Source organism: Mesorhizobium sp. WSM4830, from assembly GCF_055811495.1.
Map to the genome: position 1 here is coordinate 42,756 of NZ_JBVVQI010000007.1, position 20,660 is coordinate 63,415.

The following is a 20,660-nucleotide window of genomic DNA, read 5'->3' on the forward strand; positions in this document are numbered from 1 at the left end:
GCGAGCTCGACAAGCCTCGCCTTAGACGCACCGAGCCGGTCGTGGCGATGCCCGGCGTATCCCATAGCTTCGGGCCGGGGACGCCTTGATTGGTGTCGATGTCTACGTCTATCCAGGTGAGGTTCTCGGCATTGTTGGGGAGTCCGGTTCCGCAAGTCCACGCTGCTCAAAAATGACGAATCGGGAAGATACTCCGAACGAGGGCAGCTATCGCCTCGCGATAGCTGGAGCAGGCGACAACGTCTTCGAGCTCAATCTTGCCTCGCAGAGTCTCGCTAACGCGTGAGGGTGATCGCTTGCAGTCGGCAGACGAGCATTCGCAAGCCAAATCTCCTTCGGCAGACGATCACTGCTGCAATTAAGGAACCGTGTCCCGGTGATCCCGAACCCCCACGGTTGCAAGGAAGTCGTTCTTGTAATCCGACAGCGGGCGATCGGGCCTTGGCAGTTTTCCGAAGCTCTGGAGACCGCACCGGATCTCGAAAAACGCGGGGACGGTGTGACTAGCGACTTCCTCCAGCGCGGATTTGAGGTATCGTTCGTTCGTGACCCTTTGACACCATGCGTATCCCATTCCCTCCGCGATCTTCGCCAGATCGGCAGAAGCCGAGCAAGTGGGAAAGCCACCGACCGAATTATGGCAACCATTGTTTAGCACGATGTGTTTGAAGCGTCCGCCCTGACCAGGGATGACCGCATTGCTGATACCGTGCATCAGAAATGCTCCGTCGCCATCAATGCAGTACACGTCGCGGCTCCCGTCCGCTCCCGAAGCGCCTGCTGCAAAGCTTGAGGCGAAACCCATGCCGCCGACGCATGGAATGTGGGTAAATCTCCGCTCTCCGCCACGCTCGCTTTCGAACAGCATGACCTCGCGAGCGGTGTAGCCCGTGCTGCTGAAGACGACGCTTCCTTCGCGGATCGATTCCAGTATGGCAGTAACCGCTACCACGCGATCAACGCTTTCCTCGAACTTCGGGATACAAAGGGCGGTCTCGGCTGCAGTCTCACGCGGAGCGACAAACGCACTGCGCCGTACAAGCAGCGCGGCGTGCCGCCTTTTTTGATGGCTCTCCAGGATGTATCGGCGAACTCGATCTTGTGCCGTTCTGGCGTCCACAATCAGAGGATCTATCCCCAACAGGTCGAGCATGGATTCGGTAATTCTGCCCATGGCCATGTGTTGTGGCTCGTCTTTTGTTCCAGGCTCACCCCGCCATCCCACGATCAAGGTGAGCGGAATATCGTAGACGATTGGCGAGAACATCGACACGAGCGGGTTGAGCGCATTCGGAAGCCCGGAATTCTGCATATAAACTCCGGACGGCTGCTTTGACGCCATCGACCTACCTGCGGCCATCGCCACCGCGCTGCCTTCACACGCGGCCATCTGGTGCACGATGTTGGGGTGGTCGTTCAGCTCGACGATGAATGGTTTGAGGGCGGAATCCGGCACGCCAGAAATGTAATCAATGCCGACCGCTGATAATGCATCCAATAATACCGCCATGTTGAACTCCAAAAACAGAGAAACCGTAACCGCTCGCGGTCCTCTCCGATTATCGTTTGCAGGTCTCGTTTAAGCCCAGACCCGAAGAAGCACGACGCCAACTAGCGTCACTGCAAGAGCCACCCGGCGGGTCCGGTTGAAATGTTCGCCGAGCACCAGAGCGCCGAACAATGCAGCGAACACCATGCTGGTCTCGCGTATCGCTGCGACGAGCGCGATGGGCGCTGCCGTCGAAGCCCAGATCACGATCACATACGCCGACGTAGCGACAGCGCCGGCGACGGCGCCCGTTTTCCAAACTGTTATCATTTGCGTTCCAAGCGCGCGTCCACGTTCACCGATCGCGAGCAAAAGTGTCGGAAGGCCGCCAACAAGCATCAGCCAAACGATGTAGGTCCACGCAGTATCCGAACTCCGAGCGCCAATCCCGTCCATAAGCGTGTAACCGGCGGTACAAATCCCAGTCCCGACGGCAGATTTAAGCGCGTGTCTTTCTATTGCTTTGGCTTTCATCGTCAGCGATAAACTCATTGTTCCCAGCGCGATAAGTCCGACCGAGATCGCCGCAGGAATTGATATCGTTTCACCGATAAGTGTCATCGAACCGAGCGCCACGAGAAGAGGTGATGTTCCCCGGGCAATCGGATAGACGTAGCTGAGTTCACCGAACCGGTATGATCGAATCAAAAACCAGTAATAGCCAGTGTGGATCGCCGTCGACGCGAGCAGATATGGCCACGCTGCGGGCGGAAGGACACCTACTAAAGCAACGGCCGCAAGTGCGAATATGATCTGAGCCGTCTTAATCACCGCGACGACCGCCAGCTTATCCCCATTGACTTTCACCAAGGCGTTCCACGTCGCGTGAAATATTGCAGCGCTTAATACGAGGCTGAAAACACCGAGCGACATCTCTTCAGACCTCCCGCCGTCTTTCATCAGTGTAATAGAGGAGACCTTTGTTCAGGCCGGTCAATGCTGTACGAATTATTCCAATCTTAAAGCGGTGCCTCGACATCTTGCACTCGAGAAGGCGACCACTGAGCGCTGCGTCGCTGACGCCGGACCGGTCCACAATGATGCCGTCCCGCCAACTGGTGACGGAAATTAGCGAGTCCTTGTCATAATCTAAGAGGATTGCTGGGATGAACCGGGCTCGTATCCGCTTGGAAAGAATCCAATGTCGATTGTGGCCATCCAACAAGATGTGGTTTCGACTGTCGACGAGGATCGGCGTCGTGAAGTGTACGCAAGCGACGATGTCATCGCCCAGTTGGCAGGCGTGCACCGGGTAGACCTGCTCGTGCGGCTTTGTCGTGCCAAGTGGCAGGATATCTGCCAAAAGGCCCGTGCTTCTCAGAATTCCGCCAATGAATGAACGAGCGGCGATGGGGGTGAAATCACAGTAGACATCATCGTACATTAAGTAAGCTTGCCCTGAGGAACGCATCCCTCTAGAATTTTGTTGAGGTGCCGGCTCGGCCGCATGCACGCTTCGACAAGCTGTTCGTTTGGGTAGTAGTACCCTCCAAGATCTATTGGGCCTTCGGACGTGCGGCGCAATTCGCCCAATATTTCGGCTTCTTCTTCCGAAAGGGCGGAGTGAATTGCATCAACTCCGGCTAACCCGGCTTGGTGCCGCGAGAACCAGCCTGTCCAATGCTTGGCGAGCCAGAAATGCACCTCCCGGGTGTCGACGCACGCGGCAGGTGTGCTATGCCGCACTTGTTCGATGGCAGCCTCTAGCCCCTCTGCGAGCATGCTTATCTGGTCGTCGTGCTGGTAGCGGGCGCAGCAGCGAAAGGCTTCCGCGAAAGCTACCCACTCGTAGACCGGGTCCCACCGCAGTATGCCGGACGCAATGAAACGGTGAAATGTACTGGGCGCAGTGCCGCCGGTGCCAACCTCGAAGACATGCCCGCCGCCGGGAAGCACGGAGTATGACCGAACAAGCCGCTTCCGTTCCCCGGCGAGCGCAAGAATCAGTTCTGAAAGAAAATCACGCAAAAGGTTTCCGACCGCGAGCACGATGCCGTTTCCGCCCCTGAGTTCTTGGAAGGCGAATCTCGTTCCATCGGCGATGTTCATGAATTTCGCTTCCCGCGCTGCCCTTCCTCGACTGACGAGATGGTCTGTCACCGCACGTCTGATCAGCTGATGAAAGGGTCTGTCGAGATCCAGCAAGAAGATCGCCTGAGTTCCTGTTTCGTCGGCCTTTTGCAATGCAGCCTCGCACCAAACCTCAAGTGCCGACGCAGAAACTTTCATCATTCGCCAGATGTCACCAGTGTACGCGCGTTCGATGTAAATCTCGGCCCCGTGGTCACGTAGCACCCGGACGCAGCCATTAGCCGAGACCCGAAAAGTCGTTGAGCTTGCTCCATATTCTTCGGCGTCGTCCTTTGTTAGCCCGACGATCGTTACGGCGCCTATTTGATCCGGCCGGAGGGCTCCGAAGATTCTGAAGTCGTCGAGTACCGCCTGATAAAGATGGCCGTATGTGCTATCCGGTATCACGAACTTTGCGGGTCCCTCCGAGCCATCCACAAGAGGAACACAGCCGCCGCGCAGTATTGCATCCGCCATGACCCTCGCGGTGCTCGGCTGCACTGAGGGGGCAAATGACGCCATCTTGTTTGGGTGACCCGATTGGGATGCGCTCGAGCGGGCGCCAACGTTCGTCCCTAGGGTGACCTCGACTCGCGACGCCGATCGGGTGACGGGACTGGTGTCGTCAAGATTGAGCGAAGATGGGTCCAAGGCTCGTTCATCATTGATCTGGCTGGCCTCGACCGAAATGTACTCGTCCGCCTTAAGCACCGTCCGTTTGAGTTGTAGCGAGACAGCCAGTCCGCGCCTCTCAGCGTCGTCAAACTCCTCGCGCAGAAACGATCGAAGGCATTCCTTCCGGATAAAGGAGAACGAGCATATGTCTCCAGCCAGGAGCTCTATATGCGCAGCAAGTACACGACCTTTCCCATCCTGTCCGAACAACTCAATTTTGACGAATTGCTTATCCGAGATCGAAACCGATTGTTCCGTTTCAGCAAAACCGCCCTCGTCCATCGAGACCACAACTGTGTTCCGATCGATGAAAGGTGAGGCACCGCCCATCCCGGATGGCGCGTAACGAGCTGGTTTGTGATTCCGCAACTCGCGAATCATGGCGCCTTGACGCAATTGGCGATTTATCACGCTTCCAAGCACCGGCAAGTTTGGAATGACCTCGCCAATTTCGAGGGCGTTTCGAACGTCGGCGTCCGCAATTGCTCCGGCGCGCAGCAACTCCGCGACAGCTGCGCGCGCCTGATTGGCACTCGCACCAATGCAAGGTGCCTTGATTATGATAGCGTTTGGTTCCGCTATCGCTGCCGCCAAGCAGGTTTGAGGGTGACACGCGCTCCCCGCTGTCGACGGGCCGGCAACCGAGAGGACTAGAGCAGCCAAAGACACATCGAGCTCGTCGATCTCAATGCCAAACTGGCGTGCAATGGTTCTTGCGATCGGCGACCAAGAGTACCAACTTAATCTCGGAGACTCATCTGTTTTGCAGTAGAGCAATCTCATCGCTTGGCTCGCTCGAGCGACTACATCGCCTGCCTCACCTTGGGAATGAAAGGAGCCGTAGACGACTCGAAAATTGCTACCCTCATATCGTCGGGAGAGGCGACTGGCCGCAAGTGGTCAGCGGGGAGACTGGAGAAGTCCTGCTTCGCATAGGACCCAGTCACATGGATCAAAAGCTCGCTCGCCGAGGGCACCAGATCCCGATCGATCGCGCTTAACGCCCCTGTCAACACCATCGTCATCGACCATTCGCGCAAGTCTCGCGGATCATGCGGCAAGTTCAAATCTGTGTTTCTCAGGAGATGTCGCAGCTTTGGGTACTGCTGGAGGCATTCGTACAGCGATACGACGATGCCCTCGCCTCCTTGGCCGGACATGATTTCTCGCACCAGCTCGCTGGTTGCAGGGTTTCGGCTATAGAACGTGGAGTCGATCACCTCCTCGACATCATATGTCCGGACTGGGAAGAACGGCTGCTCGTTCTGCACGTAGAGGCCCGTCTCTTCCTGCAAGGTATATGCCGGGAGATTCTCCCTGGAAAACGAGCCGTAGTGGAGATCCAGGACAAGGTCGGGCGTTCCGAGATGCTGAATAAGCAGCCACCGCCGGTTGTCACCCACGTCCACTCCGTTCTTTGAAAGGAACTCGAGACCAAACTGGTGGCCGAGCAAGCCAAACGCACTTGAGACTGCTTGGGCCTGAATACGTGGTATGTCGTGGTGGGCAGGACCCAATTGATCCATCTCGAAGAAGGCGCGAACGGCATCAGCCATCCGATAATTGTTGAGATCGTATGTATGCCATACGTTCAGATTGTACCGGTCTTTCAGATCCTGCGAGGTCTGCCGAACGAACTCCCTAGTCATTGCTTTGACGATCGATCCGTCTTCTGCGTCGCAGATAAAAACCGGGTTCAGTCTGCGGAGCTCCGCGTCCTCCGAGAGTGTGCTCGACCAGAGCTTGGAGATGCTGTCCTTGGGCACAACAATTGCGATACGAAGTTGATCGGGCACCACAAGCCCACATTCGAGCGCGCGCAAGACGGCGTCACGCAGCGCACCGCCCTTGTTACCGGAGGTCGGCGTCACAATCAGAATCGACTCGCCGGTCGCCCGAATATGCTGGATCGCCCGCGCGACCATTACGAGTGAGGCAAACGTCTTTGTCGTACGCGTGCGTGGGTTTCCTACTAAGTTAAGGACATTCACCCGCCGGCCCCGATAGTCACCGAGCCGGTGAAGCGCGATGGTCGCCGGTTCGAAGAATGAAATGAGCTTCTCATCTAGAGGTGGAAGCTCGTACCCCGGTTTGAAGCCTGGCTCCTGGGTTCCCAGTCCCGGATTGGACGAACAGATGGAGCCGACCGTCGCGATCTTATCGTAATATGTTACCAGAGCCGATTGCTTAGACACGTCACCCTCCTCTTTTGTGGAAGCTTTAGCGGGAGAAGCGCATTCAACAGCTCTAGGCCGCTCAACGGATTCGCGAATGGACCGCCTGCAGCTCGACGAGCCGCTGATGAGGGCTTGTCTTCAATGCCGATTGGCCTGTGCGAACACCACCGGCCAGGCGTGATCCGAACCCGGCGCGCGCCGTCGTTCCACGTTGCAGGCGCCAAAGACAGCGATACTGCTTTCCGTAGATGCCGCCGCGCAAAGAGAGAACAACAAGAGTGGCGCCAACTGCGCAGGAAGAGCCCAGAGAAACGTTTCTGCATTTATTCAACGGCTTTTAACTGAGATTGCGGCGGGACGCCGACCAACCATCACCTTGTCCTCTGCCTGCGGAAGGTACTTCTCTTTTGCCGCTGAGAGCTCGCCGTAGTTCATTAGTTCGAACAGCTCGTCGAGCGTCGCGACTTCACCTTCGATACCGGCAATGCTCTCTTCCTGGATGATGCGGTCGCACACCTGACGCATCGCCAAGATCGCGGCGCGCATGTTGTGGTTGGCCCAGATGACCGTGGAAATACCGAGCGCCCGATAATCGGCGACGGGCGTGCGGTAGTATTTTGTCGGTACGATCACGACAGGCAGTCGGTTCTGCCAGGCTCGCGCGAAAGCGAAAATCTCCTCCGCGTCGGACTTGCAGGAGTGGACCAGGATCGCATCGGCCCCAGCGTCCGCATAGGCGTGCGCTCGTGCAAGCGCCTCCTGCTGACTGTGTCCGGCGATCAGCGCCTCGGTTCGAGCGACGAGAACGAACTCCGGATCCGGAACTTGGTCCTTGACGGCCTTCAGGCGACCGCAGAACTCGCCGATGTCCGCCAGTGGATGGCGATCGCCTACGAAGGAGTTCATCTTCGGGAACGCCTTGTCTTCGAGGCAAACGCCACTCGCGCCGTGCTGCCGCAACTTGCGAGCGACCAGACGCGCATTGTTGAAATTGCCGAATCCGCTCTCTCCGTCGACGAGGATTGGAATTTCCGCTGCGTCCGCCATCCGTTCCACCACGTCGACCACCTCGGTCCAAGAGGCCTCGTTCGCGTCACGGTAACCGAGGCTGGAGGAGATCGAGAGGCCGGACGCCCAAAGCGCCTTGAAACCTGACCGCTGCGCGATCGCCGCGGAGAGCGCGTCATGGGCTTCCATAAGGAATGACGGTCTGTCACGGATGCAAATGAGGTCACGAAGCGGAGACATGCGTTCGCTTGCATTGCGACCCGGATTCCGCACGTGACGCCCATTTTCGGGCGGTATACGCACCCGACGCAGATCTGCCATGCTGCTTTCCTTCCTTCGTCCTCTCGATCGCGACGTCAACCACGAACATGAAATCGGCCCGCAGTTCGTGCCGCCTTTCTAGAAGGAAGCTTCACACTTCGTGCCAACTGCGCAGGAAAGTCTCCGAAAAAGTGTTCGAGATGCTATTCAATGACTTGAATGGTGATGGGAAGGGGAGCCAAGCCGAACAACCCGTGTCGCTCATTCAACAAACCCGGCAGTAGTGTCGGTTGCCGGCCATCTTCCCACGGATGGCAGTTTCCTAGGTGGGAAGCGGAGTTCACGCGTCATCCGACTGCTATCCGCACTTTCCGATGTCCAACGATGTCGTGGCTTCTGCTAGATTTGTTGCGATCAGTCCGGTTGCAGCGACTGCATCCGCATCGGCTGTTCTCGGGCGCCGGCGCCTGTTGCTGATATCAAAGCACGCGCGGCTAAAGCGGAGAAGAAACTTTTAATCTCTGCACCGGTCCATCCCAGCCCGCACCTGATGGCATCAAGTATCATGAGGCGGAAGAAGCTCTCGCCGGGAATCCGAGGGATTGTTCTCGTCTTGCTTTATTTGGGTCAGAACAGGAGCTGCTCAAAATTGTACGCTAAGGTCGAACGGAGCATGAACATCATGCCGCCCGTCGGATTGGTGCTGGCAAGCGTGAGCGGCGAGACGTGTTTGAGCAGGTCGTTCGGGATAATCCGATCCGTCGTGCGCAGGTGCGGGTTGCGCGATCAAGATAGACGGTGTTCCAATGGCGCTGACGACAAGATTGAGACCGGAAGCGCTGAATGCCTGGCTCTCGAATGACCGGTCGCGGATTTCTCCGCGCTCGTGGAAGAACACCGCGCGTTTGGGCTTATGCGCTGCTTATGGAGCCAGCTTGGCAGCACCGGCGCAAGGCTGTGCTCGAATACCATTCGATCATGAACAGTGATCACTCGATCCGGTCGAGTTCCCGCAGCGACTTGGCCAACTGGCTTTCCTCGGACAGGCCGAGAGCTTCTTAATGATCGTCGAAGGGACGACGGCGCGCGTCGTGATCGAGGCGGCCAGATGTAGCACGGCATCCCAATGGTCAAGGATCAACGTGGTGTTGATCGGTGCGCCGATGTGGTTCGTCAGCGCCACGTACGTTTCGCGCTTATCGACAAACGCTCCGCTGCTGCTCTGAACTTGCGCCGGCCTGTCCGTCGTTGCGGCATCGCCGCAGCGACATGCAGGAGAGGCAACGACCTTCTAGCCTTGCCGGTCGAGCATCTCGAGCGTGCGAGGTCGGCCTGGCCGGGAGCAGGCAGTTCAAGCAGAGTTTCGAACATCGCGCGCAGGACCGGGACGATCTCCGGGTCTCGTTCCCGGCTGGGCGCAACAGAACGAAGCGGGTGTGCCCTTGCGTTCTTTCATTGAAGGATTCACGCCCTTACAAACTCTGAGCCAAGGCGTTGAGCAACTGGCTGGTGTTGTCGATCGAGAACTGGACACGCTCTCCTGCCCACACGGACTCCGAAAATGAAACCGGCGTGCCCTTCATATCCACGTCGACCTTTTTCTGAAGCAGAATCGGCTGCGTCTCGGCCTGCATCAACTGACGCGCTTCTTCTTTAGTCGGCAGGCGCACAATAAAGTCAGTACGCAGACGAATGTAGTCGGTAACGCCGTAATCGGCTAGAATGCTGCTGACGGTTTGTCCTTCGCGTCTCGCCTTATCGAAGCCCGGAAAGCGGCGAACTGGAAAAAATGCGTTCGAAAAATTGACGGGCTCCTCATCGGCGTATTCGAGGCGAACGATATGGTAGACCTGCTCGTCGAGCGGAAGCCTTAGCGCCTCGGCGACTCGCCGAGGAGCCTCGATCACACGCTCCTTGATCGCTTTGCCAAACGGCTCACGCCCCTGATCGAGGAGGTTTTGGGAAAAGCGGGTTCGCTCGGAGAGCCGGTAGTTCAGGCGCCCGTCGCGAACAAACGTCCCTTTCCCATGCTCGACTTGGACAAGCCCGCGACTCTGGAGCTGAGCGATCGCACGTCGGACGCTATGTCGCCCGACGCCAAAGCGTCCCACCAGTTCCGCTTCCTTGGGAAGCGGCGCCCCTTTGGCAAACCGCCCCGCAGTGATGTCGGCAGCGAGTTCCTCTTCGACGTCTTGCCACTGGCCGTGCATCAGTTTCTTCGGCATTGTCGCTTCATTCCGTTGCTTGTCACGTGCGGTCGACGATCGACCAACATATTCGAATAAGTATAAGCAGCGACGTCTCCGTTGGCAATGTCCGCGGCTGATCCGCAAGCGCGCTGTGTTAGAAAGGCCAAAGCTCGGACGCGCGCTGAAATCTGGGTCCCCTGATCCGCTGATATTCGAATCTCTTTTTGTCATCCGAATGTCGTGAAACTGAGGCATGTTTCGGCTGCCTCACAACAGGCGGCCCGCAGGAAGCGCGACCTCAAGCACCGTCAGCGCTGCACCGCCACCAATATCCCGGAGAGCCGAATGAACCAGAGCAGATTGAAAGCCAAGAGCTTGGTACTGATTGTAATACTGAGCGCCGGCGTCGCGGCCTTGTCCGGCAACACGCCAGTCTTTGCGCGTGACCTGACGATCGCCGTTCCGAAGAACCCGGATAACCTCGATCCGGCCACCGAGAACTCCAACCCCAATCTGCGGGTGGTGCTTTCTCTTTATGACACGCTTGTCAGATACGACTACCGCAATGACGGTAAGATCGTGCCGGGGCTGGCGACCGAGTGGAAGGCCCTCGATCCGAAGACCCTTGAGTTCAAGCTGAGGCCGGGGGTCGTGTTTCACAACGGCGACACTTTCGACGCCAACGATGTCATCGCGACGTTCTCGGATGTGAGATTGGGGCGCGATAAAAGGGTGCCCACTGAATCCGAGGAGTTTCTCGGCGGCATCGAGAGGATCGAGGCCCTCGACAACATGACGGTCCGGATTCACATCAAGGCTGTTGATCCGATTGCGCTCGATCGCTTCGCCACCTTCCCTGCCCAGATCATTTCCGAAACGGCTTTGAAGCAAGCTCCAAACTACAATGATTTTACGAAGCTCGATGCGGGCTCCGGGCCCTACACGCTTGTCAGCCACGAGGTCGGCGGCGCGACCGCCCTCAAGAGGTTCGATGCCTATTGGGGCGACGCGAAGGCGGCCGCCGATAAGGTAACGTTCGTCACGGTTCCTGAACTGTCTACCCGCGTTGCGGGCCTCCTCGCCGGCCAGTTCGACATGATCACGGAAATCGGCACGGATGAATTTCCGCAGATCGAGGGCAACCCGAACGGTGCGGTCGCCGGCGGGCCGATCGAGACTATTCGAGGCGTCATCTTTGACAGCATCAATAGCCCGATCGCCGATCCGCGCCTCAGGCACGCGATGAACCTCGCCATCGATCGCGAGGCACTGGTGAAAGCCCTCTATGATGGGCGCACAGAAGTGACGCATGGTTGGCAGCTGAAAACCTTCGGCGACATGTATCTGCAGGGCCGTCCGGTGGACGAATATGATCCGGAAAAGGCAAAGCAGCTTCTCAAGGAAGCGGGCTATCACGGCCAGGAGATCGTCTGGCGCACCCAGCACAACTACTACACCAAGCAGGGGGAGACGGCCCAGATCGTACAGTCGATGTGGAAAGCCGTTGGACTGAACGTCAAGCTGGAGTTCAAGGAAAACTGGACGCAGGTGCTCGCCGATACGCCCGACAGAGCGATCATCGATGCATCCTCCGGCGCCTACTATCCCGATCCGCTTGGCCAGTTCTGGCGCCGCCTCGGGCCCGGCGGCTCGTTTGCGAAACAGAAATTCTTCACCGTCTCTCCTGACATGGCAGCGCTGGGGGAGGAATTGTCGACGTCTATCGATACGCCGCATCGGCGGGTGGTCTTTGCCCAGATGCTCGACAAGTTTGAGGAGGATCCGAATACCGCGAACTTCTATACAGCCGCCCATTTCATCGGGGTGCGCAAGGATCGCCTGACCTATAACGCCCTTCCGACGGAATATCTGGATCTCACGACAACAGGCGTGAGCTTCAGATAACATGGACTTGCATCCCCATAGTCAAAGTCGCGCTCATCCCCTGATCTCGGTTCAGCGGCTGAGCGTGGCCTTCGCCGCCGGGCACAGCGGCTCTGCATTGCGCGACATCAGCTTTGATCTGATGGCCGGAGAAATTCTCGGCATCGTCGGAGAAAGCGGATCCGGCAAGAGCGTCATGTGCCGGGCCATTGCAGGCCTGCTGCCGCCGAGCGCCAAAATCAAAGGACAGATGAATTTCGAAGGGCGGCCGTACCCCCTGTCGGACCGGCGATTGCTGGCTGGCCTCAGGGGACATGGCATTGCCATGATATTCCAGGATCCGATGAGTGCACTCGATCCCCTGATGACGGTTAGGCGGCACCTTGCGCTACGGACCCTTGGTGATCCGGGCCCACTGCTGACGACGGCCGGTTTTGTCGACCCCGGAAAGATTCTCGATTCCTACCCGCATCAAATGTCTGGTGGACAATGCCAGCGGGTGGCGATCGCCTGCGCTCTCGCGCGTGAACCCCGGTTGCTCATCGCCGATGAACCGACCACGGCGCTCGATGTCACCGTCCAGGCCGGCGTCCTCAAGCACCTGAAGGCGATTGCCGCAGAACGCGGCATGTCGATCATATTCGTCACGCACGACCTGGCGGTGGCCTATCAGCTGTGCAACCAGATCATTGTCCTGAGAAACGGAGTAATCGTGGAGACTGGCTCTGCGGCCGCCGTTCTCGCGGCTCCCCGCGCCGATTACACTAAGCAACTGATTGCATCCATGCCGCGGCCGCGGCCGCACGCCTCAGCGACCATGCCGCAAGTCCCTCCGCCGGCCGCCTTGCGCCCGATCGGCGTGCCTACCGCCAGCCATCCGGCATTGCGTCTCGACAATATCTCGGTGAGCTACAAAACGGCTGACGGACGCCGCTTCGACGCCCTCCGGAACGTCAGCGTTGATGTCGGCGAAGGCGAGATCGTCGGACTGGTCGGCGAAAGCGGTTCGGGCAAGAGCACATTGGCGAAAGCTGCCGTCGGCCTGGTGACACCCGCGGGCGGCCGTATCTCGCTGAATGGACGCACCCTCGACTGGAGCAGGCCGGATCCGTCTTGGCGGCGGCAAATACAGTACATTTTCCAGGACCCCCGCGGCGCGCTCGATCCTCTCGGCAGGATCATTCATCAGGTGCGCCAGCCGCTCGATATTCATCGACTGGGGGACAAAAGCGAACGGGAAGGTGTGGCCCGCTCCCGGCTCCTCGAAACCCACCTCGACGAGACGCTGTTTAAGCGCAAACCCGGCAACCTCTCCGGCGGCCAGCGGCAGAGGGCGACGATCGCACGCGCACTGACGGTTCGACCGCGCGTCCTGATCTGCGATGAAAGCGTTTCTGCACTCGACGTGTCGATCCAGTCCAGGATTCTGGACCTGCTGCTCGACCTGCGCGCGAGATACGCGCTCGCGATCCTCTTCATCAGCCATGACCTTTCCGTCATCCAGCATATCTGCGACCGGGTGGTGGTCATGCGGCATGGCAAGCTGATCGAGGAAGGCCAGACGTTCGAATTGTTTCGCAACCCGACTGAGAGCTACACCCGGGACCTGATTGCGGCCCTCCCAAGGCTCCCCGATGCTCCGCTGAGCCACCTACCCGAGGAGGAGGCCGCGGTATGAACTGGTATCTCTTGCGCCTGGGGCGGGCTTGCATAACGATCCTTCTGCTTTTGACTTTTGCGTTCTTCGCACTCGCTGCGAGTGGCGATCCCGCGCAAATATTGCTGGGTCCAGACACCAGCCAGGCCGCCATTGATGCCTTCCGCGAGAAATGGGGTCTTAATCTTCCCTTGTGGCAGCAGTTCCTGATTTATCTCAACGGACTGCTGCACATGAATTTCGGTCTCTCCTATCGAACCGGAGAGTCGGCTCTTGCGCTGGTTCTGGATCGAATTCCCGTGACACTGTCCCTGGTGCTCCCGACTATCCTGCTGTCGATCGCTCTGGGCGTGCCGCTTGGGATTCTCTCGGCGATGCATCGGGGGCGCTTCATCGACAAGTTGGCCATCACGCTGTCGGTTGTCGGCCTTTCGGTTCCCTCGTTCCTGTTGGGCGTGCTGGCGATGTATCTGTTCTCGGTGAAACTCGGCTGGCTTTCGCCCAGCGGCTATGTAGACTGGACCTCCTACATTATGCCGGTCGCGACGCTGTCGACCGTGGGGATAGGGACCTATGCGCGTTTCACGCGCTCGGCAATGGTCGAGGTATTGTCGCGCCCGATGGTCGAGACCGCAAGAGCAAGCGGTCTATCCGAGGGGATCATCCATCGCGTTCACACGCTGCCAAATGCGCTGACGCCGCTGATCACCATCACGGCCTTGGAGTTCGGGCAATTCGTCACTTACGCCGCCGTGGTCGAGAATGTGTTCGGCTGGCAAGGCACAGGATCTTTGTTGATAGAAAGTGTGAGCGCTCGTGACTTCGCCGTCGTACAGGCGATCATGATCATCACCGGCGTGACGATGATCCTCGCCAACCTCCTGGCGGACCTGTCCTACGGCTTCATCGATCCGAGAATAGCCGATCTGCGCCACCGGTCCGCACGCCGCCTTCGCACAATCTGCGAGAGTTAAGAAATGATTTTACGACAAAACTTTTCCCCCGCCATCGTCGGCTGCTTCTGCGTTCTTTCCTTTTTGGCAGTGGTTGTCATGGCAGCTCCGTGGCTATCGCCAAGCGATCTCTCAGAGGTTAACCTGCTGGACCGCTTCAGGGCGCCGGTCTTCATGGGCGGAACATGGCAGTATCCGCTCGGTACCGATGCGTTGGGTCGGGACATGCTCTCGCTCATTCTGCGCGGCATCCAGGTCTCCTTGACCATCGCGGTAGTCGGCACGATCGGAGGAGCAATCGTCGGAACAGCGCTTGGTCTTGTGGCTGCCTGGATAGGCGGCATTCTCGATGCCATCGTTGGCACGCTCGTTGATTTTCAGGCGACGATACCGACCCTGATCCTCATCCTCGCCCTGATCACCGTGCTTCCGAGTGCAGACTTCACGGTGTTCGTCGCCATCATGATCTTTCATGGCTGGGATCGCTACGCTCGCCTCGCCCGGGCGATCGCGCTTTCGGCCAAAAGCCAGCCCTATGTTCAGGCTCAGCAGATCATGGGCGCCTCAACCTTCCGGATCATAACCAGATCAGTTTTGCCAAATGCGATGGCAGTGCTTCTGGTCAACATGTCGATCAACTTCCCGCAGACGATCCTGGCGGAGACGACCCTCAGTTTTCTGGGGGTCGGAATTCGGCCTCCTGATGTCTCGCTGGGGCTTCTGATCGGGATCGGCCGTGACCAGCTGTTCAATGCTCCGTGGGTCGCGCTGACGCCCGGCTTCCTGATCTTGATCACGACGATCTCCATTTCGGTCTTGGGGGACTGGGCGCGCGATCTCGTCGAGGCGGACTGACCCACGCCAGAAACGCTTATCGCCCCAGTACGAAAATCGCCTCTCGGAACGAGAGGATTTTCTTCTAAGTCGAGTTAGAAAGGCCAACAATGACCAGCAATATCAGTGCAATCGGGTTCTATAACCGCCCAAGCTTAGGCGACCTGGAACTGTTCAATGCCTCGCTTCGAAAGGTTGCCGAGACCGGCGCGGACGCCTGCGAAATCCCGATCTACGCCGAGGAAGTCGTGTCGCGGGGCCGGATCATGAAAGATCGGGCAGCCCGCATCACGACGATCGTCCGTAGCTATGGGTTCAAGAGGCTCTCCCTGCATGGGCCGTTGATTTCGAATTTCATGGACCCCGAGCATCTCGATCTTCACAAGCATGTCATGCAGGCCAATCTCGAATTGTGCGACCGCCTCGGTGCCGGATTGCTGGTCCAACACGGCGGTCATGCTTATCCGGCTCCAGGCGAAGACTGCGCGGACTATGACGACATGGAGCGGGAGGCGCTGGCCGAAATGGCGATCGTCGCAGCCGGCTACGGCGCTCGCATTGGCCTTGAAAACATCTTCGCGTCGGCCGACGGTGAGTATGTGCAGAGCCCGAGTGACGTGGCAGCAACCGTGCGCGCGATCGGCTCGGACCAGGTCGTTGCCGTTCTCGATCTGTCCCACGCCTATATCGCATCGACCGCACGACGACTGAACTTCCGAGAAGAGCTGCGCGCCTTGGCGCCGGTGACCGGTCATCTTCACGTTCACGACAGCTACGGCTTGCCCAACACCATGCGCAAGTTCCACCGTCCGGTCGAAGCCACCAGCTATGGCTTCGGGGATCTGCATCTTCCGATTGGCTGGGGCGACATCCCGTGGGAGCCGATCTTCTCGGAACTGCAATTCCTGCCGGACACGATGCTGATCATGGAGATCGAAAGTGACCGGTTCGCCGATGAACAGCCGGCTTCGCTCGAGCGCGCAAGGCGGCTTGTCCAGCTGAACCCTGCCCGCTGACCCTTCGTCACCAATTTTAAGGCTTGGGCGGGACGCTTTTCTGAAGGCAGAGAATAAGCCGACGGTTCCATCGCCAACGATCTCGTGACAGAGCCCGCGCCACTACGGATTTCACCCCACCCTCAAAGCGCCGTTTCGGCTGGCCGGCGGTCAATCGGTCGAGGTCCTGGAACAGGCGATGCGCGATTTCGCAGACGGCGCCCTGCCCTGCCCGATCGGCCGTCTGCGGATCGGCATGATCGGCGGCTTCTTCGCCCTCGTTCCTGTCGGTCCCATGGCATTCCTGCGCGGCTTCGCCTCACGGATCGTGCGCGAGTTCGATGGCTTCAGAGCGCCGATGATTCAGCGGAGCTCCAACGACGCATGCGTCGATTAACGCCGGTTGCGGCAGCGAGGCTGCGGTCGCGGAATTCGAAAAAGGAGCGAATCCCAGGCTGCGACCGGAATGGTGCTAGACATAATATTCGGATAACACTAGAAGACATTCGAATATCTGGAGAGGGGCTACTCTGCGTTCGATAACCTCAATGCTGGAAGAAAAGAGACTACAATGGATGAAGTGAGAACCGGTGACGCGGTCATCGGACAATACGACCACGGCCAAGCGCTTGGCATCCTCGCATCCGCTCGGCCAGCTGCGATCAAGGCTCTGGCGGAGCGGGTTCTGGATGGCTTCGGTGACGTTACGGTCATCAGCAACCGGACGGGACTTGCGATGCTTCCCTATCAGGACACGGTCAAAGGCACCGCATTCCACCTGGGGGAAGTCCTCGTTGCCGAGGCGCAGATCGAAGTGCCTGCCCGCGACCTCGAAGGATATGGGGCTGTCGTTGGGCGCGACCTCGAACACGCCATGGCGATGGCCGTCATCGACGCAGCCATTGCCGCCCGACACCAGGCCAGCGTCATACTCGAGCTCCTCGATGCCGAGCGCCGGCACCAGGAAGAGAGCGATCGGCAGCGGCTGAGACAAGTCGAGGCCACCCGCGTACAGATGGAGACTTTCTGATGCCTCTCACCCTTGCTCCGACCGCGGACGAGAGCCGCACGAACGCCGCCTTCGAGGAACTGATGTGGGCGCTCAGCCGCCCGGGGGTCATTCGCACGCTCCCTGCCAGCGGGTTGGCGGCGGTCGCCGGAAGCCTGCTTGATCGCGAATGCTCCTATTGTGTGCTGGACAATCCGGATACCCAGCAGGCCGTAAGTCGCACCGGTGCACGCGCCCTATCGCAGCGCGCAGCCGAATACATCTTCTCGCGGATCGACACGGCTGAAACAGTCGCCGCATTGTCAGGCATGCGGGTCGGCACGCTGGCTTATCCCGACGAGGCCGCCACCTTGTTTGCTCCCGCTCGCCTCGGCAGTGGCTCGAGATTGCGTATGACCGGGCCCGGCATCAAGACCAGCATGACGATTGCGGTCGATGACGTGGCGCCATCCTTCTGGGAGTTGCGCCAGCGGGCTATCCGCTACCCGCTTGGCTTCGATGTCTACCTTGTCGATGACGACCGTGTGATCGGCATCCCCCGTTCCACAACAGTCGAGGTGCTCTGATGGCCTATGTAGCAACCCGCGGTGGCGAGCAGGCCATCGAACATGCCGAGCGGCTGTTTCGATGCGATCTCGGAACGATCAGCCGCGACCGGGTCGACGCCGTGCGCAAGAACCTGCCCTATCTCGTCGACCGCTTGATGGGAGAAGCTTCGCTTTACGAACCTGATCTGGCGGCATTGGCGCTCTCCCAGGCCGGTGGCGATCTTTACGAAGCCGTGCTGCTGCTACGCGCCTATCGCACGACGCAGCCGCGCATCGCCTTCGCCCGCCCTATAACACAGCCGGACCTGTTCACGGTCCGTCGCATCTCGGCGGCTTTCAAGGATATTCCGGGCGGCCAGATCCTTGGCCCCACGCTCGACTATTCCCATCGCCTGCTGCAGGTCGGTGTCTTGATGGGCGAGGATTTCACGCCCCAACCCGTGCCGCCTGCTCTGCATCCGGCGCCGGCCACGCAGCCATCGCTGATCGACTGGCAGAAAGCTCAAGGAATAGTCCCCGATCTTCCGGCGGAAGAAGTCGCCCCGGAAGACATCCCGGACCTGACGCGCGAGCCACTGCTCTTCCCAGTTCCGCGCGCACACAAGCTGCAAAGTCTGGCGAGAGCCGACACCGGCGGCGCGCTGGCGCTCGGCTATGCCACGATGCGCGGTTACGGCGACGTCCACCCCACCGTCAACGAATTGCGGCTTGCCGAAGCACCTGTCCGTCTCCGCCATCCACGCGGCACGATCTTCAGCGCCGGCCGCGTTCGTGTGAGCCAGGCCGAGATCATCTCCAAATCGAAGAATCTGGAGCTCGGCTTTTCGGCCACGTTCGGCTGGAACGAGGTAAAAGTGATCGCCGCCGCGACCCTCGACATTGCTTCCAGCCAGCCAAATCCAGCTTCCGCCGCAACGGAGGAGTTCATCCTCTATCATACCGAGCCGGTCGAAAGCTCCGGCTTTTGTATTCACTTCAAACTCCCCCACTACGTAACCTTCCAGTCTGCTCTCGATGCCTTTCGAAGGGTCAAAGCTGACCGCGAGGCATCAGTCTCGACGGTCGCCAAGAAAGAGCTGACACAAGCACTGCTGGATGATGCGCTATGAAATTGCAGGAACTGACCAGGCCCTGGGCGGCATTCAACTATGGATTCCTCGACGAGTCGGCCAAACGGGAACTTCGCCGGCGCATTTTGAAAGCGATTGCGGTACCCGGCTATCAAGTACCCTACGCCAGTCGCGAAGTGCCGATGGCGCGCGGCTGGGGCACCGGCGGATTGCAGGTAACGCTCACCCTCCTGAAGCCAACCGCGGTCGTCAAGGTCATCGACCAGGGGGCTGACGATTCCGTCAACGCCTGCAGCATCCGCAAGTTCTTTGGCCGAGTCGGCGACGTGATGGAGACACAGGATACCCAGAAGGCAACCATCATTCAGTCTCGTCACCGCATTCCTGAAGAGAAACTGCGTGACGACCAGGTTCTGGTGTTGCAGGTACCCGATCCCGAACCGTTGCGGACCGTCCAGTCAGATATGTCGGTCGCACGAGAAATGCACGGTGATGCCGACTACGGGCACCTTTGGCTCATTTTGTACGAACAACTCGTCAAGTCAGGGCGGATTATGCAGTATACGGAGTACCCCAGCCTCGTGAACGGCCGCCACGTCATCTCCCCCTCACCGATCCCGCGCTGGGACGTGCTGAAGCTCAATGAAGCCGACCACCTGACCATTCTCTCGGCCGGACGCGAGAAGCGAATTTACGCCGTACCGCCCCATACACGCGTGGAACCGCTGGTGTTCGACGATATCCCCTATCGGGTCGAGGATCATCAGGACAAGACCTGCTACCGAACCAATGTCACCGGCTTCTTCATGAACGAATTGCCGCAAGATGACGGCTCCGCGAAGTTCGAGCTCTCCGACAGCCATTTCGGCGTGAAGCACATGCGCAAGGCTCAAGGTGAGCCGATCGAGATCGGCGATACCTGGTACAAGAACGGGAAGATGAACTGATGAGCGCTCTCAATCTCGCTGCGGCGACGCAGATCACCCGCCAGCCACCGCGTCTGATGCTCGCCGAGCCGATGCTTACCATGCGCGGCATTTCGAAGAATTTCGGTGACGTCAAAGCTCTCAGCGATGTCAATGTCTGCGTCTACCCTGGCGAGGTTCTGGGCATCGTCGGCGAATCCGGTTCCGGCAAGTCGACTTTGCTCAGAATGATGAATCTCGAAAATACTCCGGAAGCCGGCAGTTATCATTTGGCCCTGCCAGGCCGCGAGGACCGAAATCTCTTCACGCTCGACCGCTTCGAGCGGCGCTCGCTGAGAGCACAGCATATCGGTATCGTCTACCAGAACCCTCATCTTGGCCTCCTGATGGGTCACACCAGCAGTGGCAACGTTGCCGAGCGGCTGCTAATTGCCGGCAAGCGCAACTTCGCGGAACTGCGTGAACGGGCGCGGCAGTCGCTTGACGCATCCGAGTTTCCGGTCGAGCGGATGGATGCGACGCCACGCGAACTCTCTGGCGGCATGCAACAGCGTGTGCAACTCGCGAAGGCAATCGCGCTCGAACCGGCGGTGCTGCTTCTCGACGAACCGACCACCGGTCTGGACGTTAGTGTTCAGGCACTTGTGCTCGATACGCTGAAGCGGTTGCAGCGGGACCGCGCCATCACCATGGTTCTCGTCTCCCACGATCTCGGTGTGATCCGGACCATGGCCGATCGCGTAATGGTTATGCGTCGCGGCAAGGTCGTGGAACAGGGGTTGGCGGATCAGATCTTCCAGGACCCCCAGCACGCCTACACCCAGCAGCTCGTCCACGCCAAGCTTTGAGAGTGTC

General features: G+C 59.0%; 18 protein-coding genes and 1 pseudogene. 11 read left to right on the top strand and 8 right to left on the bottom strand.

Annotation, left to right across the window (positions count from 1 at the left end; all coding sequences use genetic code 11):
- Window positions 1–358: 358 nt before the first annotated feature.
- The 8 genes and pseudogenes from aepY to phnF form a co-directional block, all read right to left on the bottom strand.
- On the bottom strand, window positions 359–1,510 hold the full coding sequence (gene aepY / locus AC0L2Y_RS11565; RefSeq protein WP_473556173.1) for a phosphonopyruvate decarboxylase: 1,152 nt from the start codon (window positions 1,508–1,510) through the stop codon (window positions 359–361).
- Window positions 1,511–1,579: 69 nt separating this feature from the next.
- Window positions 1,580–2,422 (bottom strand): EamA family transporter, encoded by an 843-nt coding sequence (locus tag AC0L2Y_RS11570; RefSeq protein WP_473556176.1) that lies wholly within the window; start codon window positions 2,420–2,422, stop codon window positions 1,580–1,582.
- A 4-nt stretch (window positions 2,423–2,426) separates the two neighbouring features.
- Entirely contained in the window at window positions 2,427–2,933 is a 507-nt protein-coding gene (locus AC0L2Y_RS11575) for a ParB N-terminal domain-containing protein (protein WP_473556177.1), read from the bottom strand.
- On the bottom strand, window positions 2,933–5,077 hold the full coding sequence (locus tag AC0L2Y_RS11580) for an NADP-dependent isocitrate dehydrogenase (protein ID WP_473556180.1): 2,145 nt from the start codon (window positions 5,075–5,077) through the stop codon (window positions 2,933–2,935). Before AC0L2Y_RS11580 ends, AC0L2Y_RS11575 begins: the two co-directional genes overlap by 1 nt.
- A 20-nt stretch (window positions 5,078–5,097) precedes the next feature.
- Window positions 5,098–6,489, bottom strand: a complete 1,392-nt coding sequence (locus tag AC0L2Y_RS11585) for a DUF6002 family protein (RefSeq protein WP_473556182.1) — start codon at window positions 6,487–6,489, stop codon at window positions 5,098–5,100.
- 309 nt (window positions 6,490–6,798) lie between these two features.
- Window positions 6,799–7,719 (bottom strand): phosphoenolpyruvate mutase, encoded by a 921-nt coding sequence (gene aepX / locus AC0L2Y_RS11590; RefSeq protein WP_473556437.1) that lies wholly within the window; start codon window positions 7,717–7,719, stop codon window positions 6,799–6,801.
- 664 nt (window positions 7,720–8,383) lie between these two features.
- Window positions 8,384–8,923 (bottom strand): annotated as a pseudogene (locus AC0L2Y_RS11595) (Tn3 family transposase).
- 289 nt (window positions 8,924–9,212) lie between these two features.
- Window positions 9,213–9,965 carry a phosphonate metabolism transcriptional regulator PhnF gene (gene phnF, locus AC0L2Y_RS11600; RefSeq protein ID WP_473504706.1) on the bottom strand — a complete coding sequence of 251 codons (753 nt, stop codon included), beginning with the start codon at window positions 9,963–9,965 and terminating at the stop codon, window positions 9,213–9,215.
- A 309-nt stretch (window positions 9,966–10,274) separates the two neighbouring features.
- On the opposite strand from phnF, the gene AC0L2Y_RS11605 reads away from it, so the two are divergent.
- The 11 genes from AC0L2Y_RS11605 (at window position 10,275) to AC0L2Y_RS11655 (ending at window position 20,653) form a co-directional block, all read left to right on the top strand.
- Window positions 10,275–11,834, top strand: coding sequence for an ABC transporter substrate-binding protein (locus AC0L2Y_RS11605; RefSeq protein ID WP_473504705.1), 1,560 nt, complete (start codon window positions 10,275–10,277; stop codon window positions 11,832–11,834).
- Between the two features lies 1 nt (window position 11,835).
- On the top strand, window positions 11,836–13,491 hold the full coding sequence (locus AC0L2Y_RS11610; RefSeq protein WP_473556184.1) for an ATP-binding cassette domain-containing protein: 1,656 nt from the start codon (window positions 11,836–11,838) through the stop codon (window positions 13,489–13,491).
- Window positions 13,488–14,444 (top strand): ABC transporter permease, encoded by a 957-nt coding sequence (locus AC0L2Y_RS11615; protein WP_473504701.1) that lies wholly within the window; start codon window positions 13,488–13,490, stop codon window positions 14,442–14,444. Before AC0L2Y_RS11610 ends, AC0L2Y_RS11615 begins: the two co-directional genes overlap by 4 nt.
- Window positions 14,445–14,447: 3 nt before the next feature.
- Window positions 14,448–15,278, top strand: coding sequence for an ABC transporter permease (locus AC0L2Y_RS11620; RefSeq protein WP_473556187.1), 831 nt, complete (start codon window positions 14,448–14,450; stop codon window positions 15,276–15,278).
- Window positions 15,279–15,367: 89 nt separating this feature from the next.
- Window positions 15,368–16,273 carry a TIM barrel protein gene (locus AC0L2Y_RS11625; RefSeq protein ID WP_473556188.1) on the top strand — a complete coding sequence of 302 codons (906 nt, stop codon included), beginning with the start codon at window positions 15,368–15,370 and terminating at the stop codon, window positions 16,271–16,273.
- Window positions 16,274–16,451: 178 nt separating this feature from the next.
- Window positions 16,452–16,649 (top strand): DUF1045 domain-containing protein, encoded by a 198-nt coding sequence (locus AC0L2Y_RS11630; RefSeq protein ID WP_473556189.1) that lies wholly within the window; start codon window positions 16,452–16,454, stop codon window positions 16,647–16,649.
- Between the two features lie 174 nt (window positions 16,650–16,823).
- Entirely contained in the window at window positions 16,824–17,282 is a 459-nt protein-coding gene (gene phnG, locus AC0L2Y_RS11635; RefSeq protein ID WP_473504693.1) for a phosphonate C-P lyase system protein PhnG, read from the top strand.
- Complete coding sequence (phnH, locus tag AC0L2Y_RS11640; RefSeq protein WP_473556192.1) at window positions 17,282–17,827, top strand: phosphonate C-P lyase system protein PhnH; 546 nt, start codon at window positions 17,282–17,284, stop codon at window positions 17,825–17,827. Before phnG ends, phnH begins: the two co-directional genes overlap by 1 nt.
- Window positions 17,827–18,918 carry a carbon-phosphorus lyase complex subunit PhnI gene (locus AC0L2Y_RS11645; RefSeq protein WP_473556193.1) on the top strand — a complete coding sequence of 364 codons (1,092 nt, stop codon included), beginning with the start codon at window positions 17,827–17,829 and terminating at the stop codon, window positions 18,916–18,918. Before phnH ends, AC0L2Y_RS11645 begins: the two co-directional genes overlap by 1 nt.
- Window positions 18,915–19,826, top strand: coding sequence for an alpha-D-ribose 1-methylphosphonate 5-phosphate C-P-lyase PhnJ (locus AC0L2Y_RS11650; RefSeq protein WP_473556195.1), 912 nt, complete (start codon window positions 18,915–18,917; stop codon window positions 19,824–19,826). The genes AC0L2Y_RS11645 and AC0L2Y_RS11650 overlap by 4 nt, the downstream gene beginning before the upstream one ends.
- Window positions 19,826–20,653, top strand: a complete 828-nt coding sequence (locus AC0L2Y_RS11655; RefSeq protein WP_473556196.1) for an ATP-binding cassette domain-containing protein — start codon at window positions 19,826–19,828, stop codon at window positions 20,651–20,653. The genes AC0L2Y_RS11650 and AC0L2Y_RS11655 overlap by 1 nt, the downstream gene beginning before the upstream one ends.
- Window positions 20,654–20,660 lie beyond the last annotated feature (7 nt).